This is a genomic window from Streptomyces sp. NRRL F-5123 (assembly GCF_000721495.1).
GTDB lineage: Bacteria > Actinomycetota > Actinomycetes > Streptomycetales > Streptomycetaceae > Actinacidiphila.
The window spans coordinates 16010-31826 of the sequence record NZ_JOHY01000016.1; the positions used below are offsets into that span (position 1 = coordinate 16010).

Consider the following 15817-nt stretch of genomic DNA (forward strand, 5'->3'; position numbering starts at 1 on the left):
AGCAGGAACCGCACGAACGCACGACCGCCGTGCCGCCCCCGGACCGCACGACCACCGCACCGCGGGCACCGACGATCCGCCCGCGGCGAACGCCAACCCCCGCACACCACCGAGGAGATCCACCGTGTCCACCGCAACTCCCGTCGCCGTCACCGGCGCAGAGGGCTTCATCGGCTCGCACCTGGTCGAGGCGCTGGTCGCCGCCGGCCGCCCCGTGCGGGCGATGGTGCAGTACAACTCCTTCTCGTCGCACGGCTGGCTGGACGACCTGCCGGCCGACGCGCGCGACAGCGTCGAGGTGGTGATGGGCGACGTCCGCGACCCGGGGTCGGTCCGCGAGCTGGTCGCGGGCTGCGACACCGTCTACCACCTCGCCGCGCTGATCGCGATCCCGTACTCCTACCGCGCGCCCCGCAGTTACGTCGACACCAACGTCACCGGCACCCTCAACGTGCTCGAAGCGGTACGGGAGTCGGGCATCCCGCGGCTGGTGCACACCTCGACGAGCGAGACGTACGGCACCGCGCAGACCGTGCCGATCACCGAGGACCACCCGATCCGCACCCAGTCCCCGTACGCCGCGTCCAAGGCCGCCGCCGACCGGCTCGCGGACAGCTACCACGCCAGCTTCGGCACCCCGGTGGTGACGCTGCGCCCCTTCAACACCTACGGGCCGAGGCAGTCGATGCGGGCGGTGATCCCGACCGTGATCGGCCAGGTGGCCGCCGGGGAGCGGACGGTGACGCTCGGCGACCTGCGACCCACGCGGGACTTCCTGTACGTCAAGGACACCGCCGCCGCCTTCCTCGCGGTCGGCACCGCACCGGCCGAGCGTGTCGTCGGCCGGACCTTCAACGCCGGTACGGGCGGTGAGATCTCGGTCGGCGAACTCGTCACGCTCATCGGCACGTTGATGGACGCCGAACTCGCCGCACTGGAGGACCCGCAGCGACTGCGCCCGGCCGGCTCCGAGGTGATGCGGCTGGTGTGCGACGCGACCCGGCTGCGCGTGGCGACCGGCTGGGCGCCCGCGCACCGCCTCGACGAGGGCCTCGCCCGCACCGTCGACTTCTTCCGCGACCCGGCGCACCTCGCGCGCTACCGCACCGCCGCCTACCACGTCTGACGACCAGTCATCTCTCACTGTGAACGACCACCCCTGGGGGGAATCGCAATGCACGCTGTCATCCTCGCCGGCGGCAAGGGCGTACGGCTGCGCCCGTACACCACCGCGCTGCCCAAACCGCTGGTGCCGATCGGCGACAGCCACGCGATCCTGGAGATCGTGCTCCGGCAGCTGGCCGGCGCCGGGTTCCTTAGCTGCACCATCGCCATCGGACACCTCGGCAACATCATCCGCGCCTACGTCGGCGACGGGTCGCAGTGGGGCCTCGACGTCGACTACGCCACCGAGGACAGCCCGCTCGGCACCATGGGCCCGCTGCTGCCGATGCGCGACGGCCTGCCCGAGCACTTCCTGGTGATGAACGGCGACATCCTCACCGACCTCGACTTCGGGCACCTGCTGCGCGGCCACTCCGCCTCCGGGGCACCGCTGACGATCGCCACCTACCCGCGCAGCGTCACCATCGACTTCGGCGTGCTCACCACCGACGAGGGGCACGTGGTCGGCTTCACGGAGAAGCCGAGCATGAACTACCGGGTGTCGATGGGCGTCTACGGAGTCTCGCGGAGCACACTCACCCGCTACACCCCGGGCCTGCCGCTCGGCTTCGACGAGGTCGTGCTCGACCTGCTGGCCGCCGAACGGCCGCCGCGCGCCCACGACTTCGAGGGCTACTGGCTCGACATCGGCCGCCCCGACGACTACGACCGGGCCAACGCCGAATTCAGCAGCCTGCGCCCGCTGCTGCTGAAGGGGGCGTGAGGGCGGTGCGCAGGATCCTGGTGCTCGGCGCCCGCGGCTTCCTCGGCGGGCCGGTCGCCGCCCGCCTCGTGGCGGAACCGGACGTGACGGTGCTGCGCGGCAGCCGCCGCGAGGCCCCCGGCGAAGAGGCCGCGCCCGACCTCGGCGTGGACCTCGGCTCCGTGCCGGTCGACCTGCTCGCCGCCGCGCTCGCCGGGCTGCGCCCGGACGCGGTGGTCAACTGCGCGGGCCTGGCCGCGGGTCCGGCCAGCGCGCTGGCCGCCGTCAACGCGCGGGGCGCCGCGGCGCTCGCCGAGGCCGTGGCGGCGGCCGTGCCGCAGGCGCGCCTGGTCCACCTGGGCTCCGCGGGCGAGTACGGGCCCGCCCTGCCCGGCGAGCCGCTCGCGGAGACCTCCCCGGCGCGCCCCGCCGGCGTGTACGGGGCGACGAAGCTGGCCGGCACCCTCGCGGTGACCGGGTCGGGCCTGGACGCCGTGGCCCTGCGGGTGTTCAACCCGGTCGGGGCCGGCGCTCCCGCGTCCGGCCTGCCCGGACGGCTCGCCGCGGCCTTCCGCACCGCGCCGCCGGACGGCGTCGTGCGGACCGGCGACCTGGGCGCGTACCGTGACTTCGTGGACGTGGCGGACGTGGCGGAGGCAGTTGCCCTGGCCGTCACCGCGCCCGGCCCGCTCCCCCCGGTGCTGAACGTCGGCTCGGGCGTCGCGACACTGGTGCGCGACCTGGTCGCGGAGCTGGCCGTGCGGTGCGGCTTCACCGGTCGCGTCGACGAATCCGGCGCGGGCTCCGAGCGCTCCGCGGCGGTCTCGTGGGTGCGGGCGGACGTGTCGCTGGCCGCCACCGCGCTGGGCTGGCGCCCCGCACGCACCCTCCACGACTCCCTCACGGCACTCTCCCGGGCCGCCGCCCCGGCGGGAGCCCGTCCGTGACGCCGCCCGGCACGCTGCTGGTGCCGCTCTACGTCCACCCCGCCGTCGACCCGGGTGCCTGGCGCGAGCTGGAGCGGGCGGCGGGGCGCCTCTACGGGGTGGTGCTCAACGTCGCCGACGGGCCCGGCCGCGCCGCGCCGGACGCCGCCTTCACCGCGGCCGCCCGGCGGCTGCGGGCCGCCGGGGTGCGGCTGTTCGGCTACGTCGACACCGACTACGCCACCCGGCCCGTACAGGACGCGGCGCGCGACGTGCGGCGCCACCGGGAGTGGTACGGCGTCGGCGAGGTCTTCCTCGACCGCGCCGCCGCCGGGCGCGACCGCCTGCCCTACTACCGGCGGCTCGCCCGTGCCGCCCGGCTCGGCGGCGCCCGCACGGTCGTCCTCAACCCCGGGGTGCACCCCGACCCCGGCTACGCGGACGTCGCCGACCTGCTCGTCACGTACGAGGGCAGCTGGACGGACTACGCCGCCGCGACCGTCCCCCGCTGGACCGCGGCGCACCCGCCGGCCCGCTTCTGCCACCTCGTCCACGGCGTCCCCGGCGACGCCGCCGCCCGCGCCGTGGCCCGCACCGCCGCCCGCCGCGGCGCCGCCGTCCACTGCGCGGTGCCCGGCACCCCGCCCAACCCCTGGCAGCACTCCCCCGCCCCGGAAGCGGCATGAACCGCCGGCTGCGGTGGTGGCTCGCCGCCGCGGTGCTCCTCGCCGGGTGCACCACGGGCGGCGGGCCGGACGGGCACGACGGCGACCGCGCCGCGGCGGGTCGGTGGCAGCCGCGGCCCGGGGTGGCCTGGCAGTGGCAGCTCAGCGGCACGCTCGACACGGGCGTCGACGTACCCGTCTACGACATCGACGGCTTCGAGAACGACGCCGCCGCCGTGGCCCGGCTGCACGCCGCCGGGCGCCACGTCATCTGCTACGTCAACGCGGGCGCGTGGGAGTCCTTCCGGCCCGACGCCGGGGACTTCCCCGCGGCCCTGCTCGGCCGCGGCGACGGCTGGGACGGCGAGCGCTGGCTCGACGTCCGCGCGCTCGACCGGCTCCGTCCGCTCATGGCGGCACGCTTCGACATGTGCCGCGCGAAGGGCTTCGACGCCGTCGAGCCCGACCTCCTCGACGGCTGGACGAACACCACCGGCTTCCCCCTCACCGCCGCCGACCAGCTCGCCTACAACCGTATGATCGCCGCCCTCGCCCACGACCGCGGCCTCTCGGTGGCCCTCAAGAACGACCTCGACCAGGTCCCCGCCCTGCTCGCCGACTTCGACTTCTCCGTCGACGAGCAGTGCGCCCGGTACGACGAGTGCGGGCGGCTGGCGCCGTTCATCGCCGCGGGCAAGCCCGTCTTCCACGTGGAGTACGACCTGCGCACCGACCAGTTCTGCCCCGCGGCGCGGAAGCTCGGCTTCAGCTCCATGCGGAAGCGCTTGTCGCTGGACGCTTGGCGGGATCCGTGCTGAGCCCCTTACCGGGGCGGGGGGTTCCCACCGGCCCCGTGGGGCGGTGGGCGTCGCCGCCGGACCCGCACGCCGGCGGGGGTTCCACCGGACCGGTGGGGCGGTTGCCGCCGGACCCGCACGCCGGCGGGCGTTCCCCACCGGACCGGTGGGGCGGTTGGCGTCGCCGCCGGACCCGCGCGCCGGTAGCCGCTCCCACCAGCCCCATGGGGCGCTTGGCGTCGCCGCCGAACCCGCACGCCGGCGGGCGTTCCCCACCGGCCCCGTGAGGCGGTTGCCGCCGCCACCGAACCCGCACACCGGCAGGCGCTCCCACCGGCCCCGTGAGGGTTGCCGCCGCCACCGAACCCGCACACCGGCAGGCGCTCCCACCGGCCCCGTGAGGCGGTTGCCGCCGCCGCCGGATCCGCGCGCCGGTGGGGGTTGCTCGCGCAGTTCCCCGCGCCCCTTTCGCTCCGGGGTGCGGCGTGGGGTTTGCTGCGCGGCCTCACCGCCGGTGGGGGCTGGTCGCGCCGTTCTCCCCCAGAGCTTCGCCTGGGAGGTACCCCCACGCACCCCCGGGTTGCCCGGCGGGCGCCCCTGGTTCGGCTGGGGCGGGGGCCACTCCGGGGGTACCTCCTCGGGATGCGCGTCTGACCTCTTCATGAGTTGGTGAGGGAGTGGGTGCGCATTCCTGCGGGGCCCCCCGGATCGTCCCCCTCCTGCGTTTCGTCGGCGGCTGCCTGCCGGTGGGGGTTGCTGCTGCAGGGGGAGGGTGCGCGTTTTCAGGGGCGCGGGAGAACTGCGCGACCAGTCACGGCGGCGGGAAGATCGCGAATGCCACCGCAAGGGGCTGCGAGGCGCGCCCGGCGGGGCAGGCGCGTCCTCCGGCGTGGGGAAACGGGTGGCCGGCAGGGCAGACTGCGGGGATGGGTGACGAGGGTGCGGTCGTGGTGGTGGACGGGGCGAATGTCGTGGGGTCGGTGCCGGACGGGTGGTGGCGTGACCGGCGGGGGGCGGCGGAGAGGTTGCGGGACCGGCTGGTCGCCGTAGCGGCGGGCGGGCTCGGGGCGGGGAGCGGGGCGCCGGAGTGGGCGGTGGGGGCGCCGGTCGAGGTCGTGCTGGTCACGGAGGGGCAGGCGCGCGGGGTGGCGTCCGTACCGGGCGTGGAGGTCGTGGAGGCCCCGGGCAGCGGGGACGACCTGATCGCCCGGCTCGCGGCGGAGGCCGCGGGCCGCCCGTGCCTGGTGGTCACCGCCGACCGCGGGCTGCGGGCCCGCGTCGAGGCGGTGGGCGCCCGCTGCGTGGGCCCGCGAGCGGTCCGCCCCGCATAGGACCGCTGCGTCCGAAATCCGCTAGCCCGAGGGTCGCCGGGCGGCGATACTGGAACGCATGATGACCGAGGACAGCAGATACGAGGCGGTGCGCAGCCGGGATGCCCGCTTCGACGGCGTCTTCTTCTTCGGCGTGTCGAGCACCGGCATCTACTGCCGCCCGAGCTGCCCGGCGATCACGCCCAAGCGGGTGAACGTCACTTTCTACCCCACCGCGGCCGCCGCGCAGGGTGCCGGCTTCCGGGCCTGCCGCCGCTGCCGCCCCGACGCGGTGCCGGGCTCCGCGGACTGGAACGCGCGCGCGGACGTCGTCGGCCGCGCGGTGCGGCTCATCGGCGACGGCGTCGTCGACCGGGAGGGCGTCGCGGGCCTCGCCAGCCGGCTGGGCTACAGCGCCCGACAGGTGCAGCGGCAGCTCAACGCGGAGCTGGGCGCCGGCCCCATCGCACTGGCCCGCGCCCAGCGCGGGCACACCGCGCGGGTGCTGTTGCAGACCACGTCGATGCAGGCCGCGGACATCGCCTTCGCCGCGGGATTCGCGAGCGTGCGGCAGTTCAACGAGACGATCCGGGAGATCTACGCGGCCACGCCGACCGAGCTGCGGGCCGCCCGCCCCGCGCCCGCCCGGGAGGCCCGCGCCGCCGCGACGGGCGTGCCGCTGCGGCTGGCGTACCGCGGACCGTACGACACGGGTTACGTCTTCGGCTTCCTCGCCGCGCGGGCGGTCCCCGCCGTGGAGGAGGTCACCGGCGCGCCGGGCGCGCGGACGTACCGCCGTACGCTCCGGCTGCCGCACGGTGCGGGCGTCGCGGAGGTCGGCGAGCGGCCGGGCCGGGGCGGCTGGCTGGACTGCCGGCTGCACCTCGACGACCTGCGCGACCTCACGACGGCGACGCAGCGGATGCGGCGGCTCTTCGACCTCGACGCCGACCCCTACGCCGTGGCCGAACGGCTGGGCGCGGACCCGGAGCTGGCCGAGCGGGTCGCTGCGCGGCCGGGGGTGCGGGCGCCGGGCAGCGCGGACCCGGAGGAGTTCGCCCTGCGGGCGGTGCTGGGCGAAGGCGAGGCCGCGGCCGGCGTCGTCGCCGCGTACGGGGAGCGGCTCGCGCACCCGCGCGGCGCACTCACCCGCCTCTTCCCGCGACCCGCGGACCTCGCCGACGCGGAACTCGCGGAAGTCCCCGCGGAGGTACGGCCGTTGCTGCGCGCCCTGGCCGCGGGGCTGGCCTCCGGCGCGCTGCGGCTCGACCCCGGCGCCGACCGCGACGAGGCCGAGCGCTCCCTCCTCGCCCTGCCGGGCATGCCGCACGAGTGCGCCGCCCTCATCCGCATGCGCGCCCTCGGCGACCCGGACGTCCCCCTGCCTCCCACCCCGGACTCCCCCTCCTGGCGCCCCTGGCGCACCTACGCCTACCACCTGCGGCGGCCGCTCCCCTGACGCCCCGCCGGGTACCCCCGTGCCCTTCTGCGCTCCGGGCTGCCACTCGCGGTGGCGTCCGCGACCGTCCACCGGTGGGTCCTGAGCGCGCAGTTCCCCGCGCCCCTTTCGCCCCGGACTGCCTCTTGCGGTGACGTTCGCGATCTCCCCGCCATAGTGGTTCCTCGCGCAGTTCCCCGCGCCCCTGAAACCGCTGGCCCTCCCCCACCACGTCCCCGCGTCCCCGAAACCGCTGGCCCTCCCCCGCAACGTCCCGCGCCCCCTGTAAAACGCGCGCCCTCCTCATGCCGCAGCAGCCCCCACCGGCAGGCAGCCGCCCACGCAACGCAGAGGGAGGGGGACGATCCGCCCCACCCACCCCCGCCCCCACGGGCAGGCAGCCGCCGACGAAACGCAGGAGGGGGACGATCCGGGGGTGCCCCCGCAGGAATGCGCTTCCCAGCCCCTCAACCATTACGGATGACGGCGAACGCGCATTCCGAGGAGGTACCCCCGGAGTGGCCCCCGACCCCACCCACCGAGCACGGGCGCGATGCCCCGCCGGGCAACAACAGGGCCGCGAGGCTGCATCCGGTGTGCGGCCGGCGCCGCGCGGGCGCGCCCAGCCCCACCGGCGGCAAGATCGCCCACCCCACCGCAACACGCACCCCCCGGCGCAAGCTCAGGCAAGCGCCCCCGCGAGCAAGTGGCCCATCCCCTCGGGCGAGAGGAGGTGGGCGACGGCGAGGCGGCGCGCGCCCTCGATGCCCGCCCTCCGCCCGAGGAGGGTCGTCTCGATCGCGACCGTGCGGGTCGCGAGCGGGAGCGCGCGGCGGTAGACGGCCGCGCGGATGTCCGCGAGCAGGTCGTCGTGGAGGCTCGCGATGCTCCCGCCGAGCACGATCGTGTCAGGGTTGTAGAAGCTGACCAGCGAGGCGATGACGTCCCCGAGCCGCTGCGCGGCGAGCCGGACCTGACGCCGGGCCAGCGGGTCGCCCTCGGCGACGAGGCGGACTACGTCGGCGGCGTGCTCGGCGGGCAGGCCCGCCTCGCGCAGCGTCGCGGCGACGGCCGCGCCGGAGGCGACCGCCTCGACGCAGCCGGTGTTGCCGCAGTGGCAGAGGACGTCGTCCTGCCCGGGCACCCGGATGTGGCCGATGTCGCCCGCCGCGCCGGTCGCACCGCGGTGCACGACGCCGCCGGAGACGATGCCGCAGCCGATGCCGGTGCCGACCTTGACGTAGAGCAGGTGGTCGGCGGCGGGCCGGTGGCCGTACTCGCCGAGGGCCATCATGTTGACGTCGTTGTCGACGAGGACGGGCGCGTGGTAGCGGTCGGCGAAGAAGCCGGGCACCCGGTAGCCGTCCCAGCCGCGCATGATCGGCGGCCGGATGACCGTGCCCGTGCTGGCCTCGACGGGCCCGGGCACGCCGATGCTGATCGCGCGGACGTGCGAGGCGGGGTGGCCGGCGGCGGCGAGGAGCCGGCCGAGCTGCCGGTGCAGCCCGCTGAGCACGGCTTCGGGCCCGTCGTTGATGTCCAGCTCGTCGGTGGCCTCGACGAGCACCGTGCCGCCCAGCTCGGCGACGGCGACGGTGCTGTGCGTGGCGCCGAGGTCGACGGCGCACACCACGGCGCCGGCGGAGGCGAGCTGCAGGGTGAGGGGCGGGCGGCCGCGGTCCGTGGCGACCGTGCCGGTCTCCACCAGGACGCCCTTGGCGATCAGCAGGTCGACGCGCTGGGCGACGGCGGCCCGGGACAGTCCGGTCGCGGTGGCGAGCTGGCTGCGCCGGGTGGTCCCGGCGGCCACCAGGCCGGCGAGTTCGCTGAGCGCGGCCAGTTGCCGGTCGCTTGCTGCGGTCACCAGGCGCTGCCTTTCGTCGGGCTCGCCCCCGGGGCGGGTCCCGGGCGAGCGGCGTCCTGCGCTATTTATGACAGAAGTTAGCGGAAATCCTGCCATTGTCAACCGAAACCCAGGTGGCTAGCGTTTTGAACAAGCGGAATGGGAGGGCTTTTGTGGGCGGGAACGCAGCATCCGCGCCCGGTTCGTCGTTGCGTACGGCGATCGCCGGCGTGGGGATGATCGGGCGCGTGCATCTGGACGCCGTGCGCCGTACGGGCGCGCCGGTGGTCGGTGTGAGCGCCTCGACCCCGGCGCGCGCCAAGGAGGCCGCCGCCACGCTGGGCGTGGAGCGCGCCTTCGACAGCTCGGCCGAGCTGGTCACCAGCGACGACGTGGACGTGGTGCACATCTGCACGCCCAACGACGCGCACGCCGAGCTGGCCGCGCTCGCGCTGCGCGCGGGCAAGCACGTGGTGTGCGAGAAGCCGCTCACGACATCGGCGGCGACGGCCGGCGAACTGGCCGCGCTGGCCGCCGGGTCGGGCCGGGTCGCCGCGGTGCCGTTCGTCTACCGCTACCACCCGATGGCGGCCGAGGCGCGGGCCCGGGTGCGGGACGGCCGGGCCGGCGACGTACGCCTGCTGCACGGGCACTACCTGCAGGACTGGCTGTCGCAGCCGGCGGACACCAACTGGCGGGTGGACGCGGTGGCGGGCGGCCCGTCCCGGGCGTTCGCCGACATAGGCTCGCACTGGTGCGACCTGGTCGAGTGGGTGACCGGCCACCGCATCGCGGAGCTGACGGCGACCCGCCAGACGCTGCCCAGGGCGGGCGGGGTGCCCGCTACGGAGGACGCGGTGCAGCTGCTCTTCCGCACCGACCGGGGCGCGACGGGCGCGCTGACGGTCTCGCAGATCTCCCCCGGCCGCAAGAACCGGCTGTGGTTCGAGGTGGACGGCAGCGCCACGTCGCTCGCTTTCGACCAGGAGAATCCGGAGACGCTCTTCGTCGGGAGCCGCGGGGAGAACGCCGCTGTGCAGCGCGACCCGGCGGTGCTCGCGCCGGACGCGGCCCGGCTGTCGGTGGTGCCCGGCGGCCATCCGATGGGCTATCTCGACTGCTTCGCGGCCTTCGTCCGCGACGTGCACGCCGCCGTCCGCGCCGACGGCACCGGTGGGCCCTTCCCCACCTTCGACGACGCCGCCCGCATGGTGCGCCTCACCGAGGCCGTGCTCGCGTCGGCGGCCGACCGGTCCTGGAAAGAGGTCTCCTGAGATGAAGCTGGGCTTTCTGACCGCCTGCCTCCCGCAGCTGCCGCTGGACGAGATCGCGGCGTGGGCGGCCGCGCACGACTACCAGGCGCTGGAGGTGGCCACCTGGCCGTCCACCGGCTCCCGGGAGTTCGAGGCGAGCCACATCGACGTGACCGGTTTCGGCAAGCGGCAGGCCGACGAGGTGCGCGCGCTGTTCGAGCGGCACGCCCTGGAGCTGTCGGCGCTCGCCTACTACGAGAACAACCTGCACCCGGACGTGACCCGCAGGGCCGAGATCGCCGCCCACGTGCGGGCGAACGTGGACACGGCCGCGCTGCTCGGCGTCCCTTACGTCGGCACCTTCATCGGCCGCCACCCCGGCCTGTCGGTGAAGGAGAACATCGCGCTGGCCGAGCGCGAGCTGCCGCCGCTGGTGGAGTACGCGGGCGAGCGCGGCGTGAAGATCATCATCGAGAACTGCGTGATGGAGGGCTGGCACCCGGACGGCTACCCGGGCAACCTCGCCTACTCCCCCGAGCTGTGGGAGTGGATGTTCGGCCTGGGCCTCTACCTCAACTACGACCCGTCGCACCTGATGTGGCTGGGCATCGACCCGGTGGCGGCGCTCAAGCCGTACATCGACCGCATCCCGCACGCCCAGGCCAAGGACGCCCAGCTGGACCCGCGGGCCAGGGACCGCCACGGCTTCTTCGGCCGGACGGTCGAGCGCGCCGACGGGTGGGACAGCGGCTGGTGGCGCTACCGCGTTCCGGGCCTGGGCGACGTGGACTGGCGGCGGATCGTGGACACGCTCTACGAGGGGGGTTTCACCGGCGTGCTGTCCGTCGAGCACGAGGACCCGGTGTGGAGCGGGGACACCACCCGCGTCACCCAGGGCCTGGAGATCGCCCATCGCACACTGCGCCCCCTCATCGTGGGCTGACCGCACCACCGCGCACGACCCCGCACCGCACCGCCCCGCACCACGCCGTACCGCCTTGCCTTGCCGCACTGCCACCAGTGCCGCACTTCCAGGAGGATCCGTTTCCATGCCAGAGCCGCTGAGCATCCAGCTCTACACCCTCCGGGACCAGATGGCCGCCGACCGCGACGGCACGCTGACCCGGCTCGCCGAGATCGGCTACCGCTCGGTGGAGCCCTACGACCCGACGGCCGACCCGGCCGGTTTCCGCAAGCTCGCCGACGACCTCGGCCTCACCGTGCCGAGCACCCACGCGTATGCGCTGTTCAGCAAGGACCCCGGCGAGGTCTTCGACGCCGTGCGGACCACCGGCACCGACCGGGCGATCATCCCCGGCGGGATCGACCAGGAGCTCTTCACCAGCCTCGACGGCCTCCAGCAGGTCGCCGACCGGCTCAACGGCTTCGCCGCCGCAGCCGCCGAGCACGGCGCGCTCATCGGCTACCACAACCACTGGTGGGAGATCGAGCCGCGCTTCGAGGGCCGCACCGCGCTGGAGGTGCTGGCCGGGCTGCTGGCGCCCGAGGTCTTCCTGGAGGTCGACACCTACTGGGCGGCCGTGGGCGGCGCGGACGTGCCCGCGCTGCTGCGCACCCTCGGCGACCGGGTCTTCTCGCTGCACGTCAAGGACGGCCCGGGCGTCAAGGAGCAGCCGCACACCGCGGTCGGCGAGGGCACGATCGACGTGCCGCCGATCCTCGCGGCCGCGCCGGACGCGGTCCGGATCGTGGAGCTGGACTCGTGCGCGGGCGACGTCTTCGAGGCCGTCGCCGCCAGCCACGTGTACCTCACGGAGCTGGAGGGGCGGTCATGAGCCGCGGTCCGGTCGGGGTGGCGCTGATAGGCGCCGGCGTCATCAGCACCCAGTACCTGACGGCGCTGTCCGGCTTCCCCGACGTCCGCGTGCTGGGCATCGCCGACCTCGACGTCGAGCGGGCCCGGGCGGCGGCGCAGACCTACTCGGTGCCCTTCGCCGGGGACGTCGCCTCGGTGCTGGCGATCCCCGAGGTCGAGATCGTCGTCAACCTCACGATCCCGGCCGCGCACGCCGAGGTCGCGAGCGCGGCGCTGCGCGCGGGCAAGCACGTCTACGGCGAGAAGCCGCTCGCGCTGGCGCCGGCCGACGGGGCGAAGATCCTCGCCGAGGCGCAGGCCGCCGGGCTGCGGGTGGGCAGCGCGCCCGACACCTTCCTCGGCGCCGGCCTCCAGTCGGCGGCGCGCGCGGTGAAGGCGGGGGTGATCGGCGAGCCGGTGAGCGTCACGGCCGTCACCCAGGGCCCGGGCCCGGAGAGCTGGCACCCGAGCCCGGAGTTCCTCTTCCAGTACGGCGCCGGGCCGCTGTTCGACATCGGCCCGTACTACCTGACGGCGCTGGTGGCGATGTTCGGGCAGGTCAGCCGGGTGTCGGCGACGGCCCGGCAGGCGCGCGCGGAGCGGGTGATCGGCTCGGGCCCGAAGGCGGGCACCCGCTTCGCGGTGGAGGTGCCGACGCATGTGCACGCGCTGCTGGACTTCGCGAGCGGCCCGAGCGCGGCGGCCACCTTCAGCTTCGACTCGTCGGTGCCGCGCCGGATGATCGAGATCACCGGTACCGAGGGCACCCTGTCGCTGCCGGACCCCAACACCTTCGAGGGCCCGCTGCGGCTGCAGGCGTTCGGCACGCAGGAGTGGAGCGAGCTGCCGGTGGCGGGGTCCACGGCGGGCCGCGGCATGGGCGTGCTGGACATGGCCCGCGCCCTGCGCGCTGGCGGGCAGCACCGCGCCTCGGGCGAACTGGCCCAGCACGTGCTGGAGCTGATGGCCACGATCACCGCCTCTGCCGAGCAGCACTCCGTCCTCCCCCTGGAGTCGTCGGCCCCGGCGGTACCCGTCCTGCCGGACGACTGGGACCCGGTGGCGGCCACGCTGTCCTGACGCAGCACGCCACCGCCGCGCCCGGCCGGCCCTTCCGTGGGGGGAGGGGTCGGCCGGGTTCTCCGTGTGCGCGCCCCCGGGAGCCTCCCTGGCCCGCCGGACGTACGGCGGCGGGCCGGCCGGCCCCTGTGGCTGCGGCAGGCGTTCGCACCGCACGGAGGTGCTACGGGCAGCTCGTCAGGTCCGTCACCTGGTGACCACTGTCGACGGCGGCGCCGGCGCCGTCAGCTGTCGAGGGTCCCCGTCGCCAGCAGCCCGATGAGCACGAAGCCGATCACGATCCGGTAGATCACGAACGAGTTGAAGGAGTGCCGCGCCACGAACCGCAGCAGCCAGGCGATGGAGGCGTAGGCGACGACGAACGACACCAGTGTGCCGACCGCGAGCGCGCTCGCGCTCACCCCGCCGCCGGTGGCGTCCTTGAGCTCGTACAGCCCGGCGCCGGTGAGCGCGGGCAGGCCGAGGAAGAACGACAGCCGGGTGGCCGCCATCCGGTCGAGGTCGCGGATCAGCGCGGTGGAGATGGTCGCGCCGGAGCGGGAGAAGCCGGGGAAGAGCAGCGCCAGGATCTGCGACGTACCAACGTACATCGCGTCCTTTATGGTGACCTCGTCCTCGCCGCGCTTGAAGCGGGCCATCTGCTCCGCGGCCCACATCACCACGCTGCCGACGATCAGCGACAGGGCGACGACCCACAGGGACCCCAGCGGACCGTCGATGAGCGACTTGGCCGCCAGCCCGACGATCACGATCGGGATCGTGGAGTAGATCACCCACCAGGTGAACTTGTAGTCGTGGTTGTCCCGCTCGTTCCTGTTCGTCAGCCCGCGCAGCCACGCGGAGACGAAGCGCATGATGTCCTTGAAGAAGTACACGAACACCGCGGCGATGGCGCCGACCTGGATCACCGCGGTGAAGGCGACGACGGACTTGTCGTCGACCTTGATGTTCATCAGACCCTCGGCCATCTTCAGATGCCCGGTGGAGGAGACCGGCAGGAACTCGGTCACTCCCTCCACAACTCCGAGAATGACGGCCTGGCCGACGCCGATGGCACTCATGTGGGTGGTGGTCCTGTCCCCTGGTCCGCCGGTGATCAGCCGGCCCGCTGGAGACGACTACACAAGCGTAGACGTCCGGTGGCGACTCTAGAGGATCGGCGGCCGGACCCCGAATCCGGGGAGGTCCGGCCGCCGTGGTGCGGAACAGGTCAGTGCTGTGTCAGCAGGCGCCGAGGTCCTGCCACACGCCCCACTCGCCGGTGGTGCCGGGCTCCTCGCCGGTCGTCCACCACTTGGCCTTCCAGGTGTGGCCGTTGTGGGAGACGGTGTTGCCGCCGACGTAGATCGCCGAGCTGCTCCACGGGGCCGCCGTGCAGGCGGTCGTACCGCCGGTGACGGTCAGCGTGAACGTCGCGTTGTGCGCGGCGCCGGACGTGGTGCCCGTGACGGTGAGGGTGTAGGTGCCGGAGACGGCGGCGGCGGTCGTGGACACGTTCAGCGTCGCGTTGCCGCCCGCGGTGACCGAGCCGGGGCTGACCGAGGCGGTGACGCCGGCCGGCGCGCCGCTCACGCTCAGGTTCACCGACTGCGCGGCGCCCGCGGTGACGGCGGTGTGCACGCTGGAGGCGGTGGAGCCGCCCGCCGCGACGGTCGCGGAGGCCGGGGACAGCGACACCGAGAAGTCGTTGGTCGGCGGCGTGGTGGTGCCGCCGCTGTTGAACGCCGCGAAGGTGTGGCTGAACTGCCAGGTGCTCTGCGCGATGCCGGAGCAGGTGTCCGAGCCGCCCTGGCCGGGGCAGCCGCCGTTGTCGCGCTGCAGGGCCCAGAAGGACAGCGTGTTGACGCCCTTGCCGACCGCCCAGTTGTAGACCTGGGTGGCGTCGGCGGTGGTGAACGTCTCGGCGGGGCCGAAGTCGTCGATGCCGGGCATCTCGATGATGCCGACCATGTTCCAGATCTGCGCGTCGGTCTTCGACGTGTAGAGCTTGGCCAGCTGGTCGTGCAGGCCCTGGGTGGCCGTCTGGGTGTCGTTCGCCATCTCGTGGGTGGCGTTGTCGTAGTAGTCGAACGTCATGAGGTTGACGACGTCGACCTTCACGCCGTTCGAGATGGCGTTCTGGATGACCGACAGGCCCGAGCCGTCGCCGGCGGTGCCGGTGGTCAGGCCGTGGGTGGTGGTGGGCAGGGTGTAGGAGATCTGCAGCGTGCGCCCGTTGGCGGCGGCCCAGTCCTGCGTCATCTTGAGCGCCTTGTTGCGGCGGTCGATGCCGGCGGCCTTGGTCAGCGAGTTGTCCTCGATGTCCATGTCGAGCCGGCTGATGTCGTAGGTGCTGACGACCTTCTCGTAGGCGGCCGCGATCGAGGCGACGTCGGTGCAGCTGTCGGCGATCTCGGTACCGGTGTTGTCGGCCGTGTAGCCGCCGAAGGACGGGATGACGTCGCCGCCGCCGGCCTGGATGGTGTCGATGTCGGCGCCGAAGTCGGCCTGGCTGATGGGCATCGAGCTGTCGCCGTTCCAGTACGGCGTGCAGGAGCCGACCGACGAGGTCTGGATGAAGGCCATCGTGAGGTACTTGTTGCCCGACGCGGCGGCCAGGCCGGAGAGGCTGTCGCCGTTCCATGCCTCGAAGTACGGCGCCGAGAGGTGCTGGGGCAGCGGGGTGGCCGCGTGGGCGGCGCCGCCGCCGGTCAGGGCCAGCCCTGCGGTGGCGGCTGCGGTGGCGAGTCCGGTGAGCAGTGCGCGTGCTCGCCCTCTGCGGACGGGTCCGGTCATGGACCGCGCTCCTTCCAGGTGGGGGGATCAGCAGACGGCGGCCTGCT

General features: G+C 74.3%; 14 protein-coding genes. 11 read left to right on the top strand and 3 right to left on the bottom strand.

The features are described from left to right. The first annotated feature begins 124 nt into the window (after positions 1–124). The 7 genes from IH54_RS0116765 to IH54_RS0116795 all read left to right on the top strand — a co-directional run bounded on the left by IH54_RS0116765 (position 125) and on the right by IH54_RS0116795 (position 7024). Positions 125–1126: an SDR family NAD(P)-dependent oxidoreductase gene (locus tag IH54_RS0116765; protein ID WP_031517524.1), complete on the top strand. Its 1002-nt coding sequence runs from the start codon at positions 125–127 to the stop codon at positions 1124–1126. Between the two features lie 48 nt (positions 1127–1174). Then, a complete protein-coding gene (locus IH54_RS0116770) occupies positions 1175–1888 on the top strand; it encodes a sugar phosphate nucleotidyltransferase (RefSeq protein WP_031517525.1) in 714 nt (237 codons plus the stop codon). A 5-nt stretch (positions 1889–1893) separates the two neighbouring features. Continuing rightward, positions 1894–2814, top strand: a complete 921-nt coding sequence (locus IH54_RS0116775; protein ID WP_031517527.1) for an NAD-dependent epimerase/dehydratase family protein — start codon at positions 1894–1896, stop codon at positions 2812–2814. Next, positions 2811–3479 carry a spherulation-specific family 4 protein gene (locus tag IH54_RS0116780; RefSeq protein ID WP_031517529.1) on the top strand — a complete coding sequence of 223 codons (669 nt, stop codon included), beginning with the start codon at positions 2811–2813 and terminating at the stop codon, positions 3477–3479. The genes IH54_RS0116775 and IH54_RS0116780 overlap by 4 nt, the downstream gene beginning before the upstream one ends. Further along, positions 3476–4276 (top strand): endo alpha-1,4 polygalactosaminidase, encoded by an 801-nt coding sequence (locus IH54_RS0116785; RefSeq protein WP_031517531.1) that lies wholly within the window; start codon positions 3476–3478, stop codon positions 4274–4276. The genes IH54_RS0116780 and IH54_RS0116785 overlap by 4 nt, the downstream gene beginning before the upstream one ends. 905 nt (positions 4277–5181) lie before the next feature. Beyond that, positions 5182–5586, top strand: coding sequence for a hypothetical protein (locus tag IH54_RS0116790; RefSeq protein WP_031517533.1), 405 nt, complete (start codon positions 5182–5184; stop codon positions 5584–5586). A gap of 61 nt (positions 5587–5647) precedes the next feature. After that, positions 5648–7024 (top strand): bifunctional transcriptional activator/DNA repair enzyme AdaA, encoded by a 1377-nt coding sequence (locus tag IH54_RS0116795; protein WP_031517535.1) that lies wholly within the window; start codon positions 5648–5650, stop codon positions 7022–7024. Between the two features lie 661 nt (positions 7025–7685). Here IH54_RS0116795 and IH54_RS0116800 read toward each other — a convergent pair. Beyond that, entirely contained in the window at positions 7686–8867 is a 1182-nt protein-coding gene (locus tag IH54_RS0116800) for an ROK family transcriptional regulator (RefSeq protein ID WP_052397540.1), read from the bottom strand. Between the two features lie 152 nt (positions 8868–9019). On the opposite strand from IH54_RS0116800, the gene IH54_RS0116805 reads away from it, so the two are divergent. The 4 genes from IH54_RS0116805 to IH54_RS0116820 all read left to right on the top strand — a co-directional run bounded on the left by IH54_RS0116805 (position 9020) and on the right by IH54_RS0116820 (position 12995). Then, positions 9020–10120, top strand: coding sequence for a Gfo/Idh/MocA family protein (locus IH54_RS0116805; protein WP_031517539.1), 1101 nt, complete (start codon positions 9020–9022; stop codon positions 10118–10120). Between the two features lies 1 nt (position 10121). Next, positions 10122–11042 (top strand): sugar phosphate isomerase/epimerase family protein, encoded by a 921-nt coding sequence (locus IH54_RS0116810; protein WP_031517540.1) that lies wholly within the window; start codon positions 10122–10124, stop codon positions 11040–11042. 106 nt (positions 11043–11148) lie between these two features. After that, a complete protein-coding gene (locus IH54_RS0116815; RefSeq protein WP_031517541.1) occupies positions 11149–11895 on the top strand; it encodes a sugar phosphate isomerase/epimerase family protein in 747 nt (248 codons plus the stop codon). Then, a complete protein-coding gene (locus IH54_RS0116820; RefSeq protein ID WP_031517542.1) occupies positions 11892–12995 on the top strand; it encodes a Gfo/Idh/MocA family protein in 1104 nt (367 codons plus the stop codon). Before IH54_RS0116815 ends, IH54_RS0116820 begins: the two co-directional genes overlap by 4 nt. Before the next feature lie 224 nt (positions 12996–13219). Here IH54_RS0116820 and IH54_RS0116825 read toward each other — a convergent pair whose 3' ends face one another. Together IH54_RS0116825 and IH54_RS0116830 are read right to left on the bottom strand one after the other, a co-directional pair. Continuing rightward, the gene (locus IH54_RS0116825; RefSeq protein WP_031517543.1) at positions 13220–14056 is read right to left on the bottom strand and encodes an undecaprenyl-diphosphate phosphatase; all 837 of its coding nucleotides are present in this window, start codon (positions 14054–14056) and stop codon (positions 13220–13222) included. 160 nt (positions 14057–14216) lie between these two features. After that, positions 14217–15770 carry a chitinase gene (locus tag IH54_RS0116830; protein WP_031517544.1) on the bottom strand — a complete coding sequence of 518 codons (1554 nt, stop codon included), beginning with the start codon at positions 15768–15770 and terminating at the stop codon, positions 14217–14219. Positions 15771–15817: the final 47 nt, after the last annotated feature.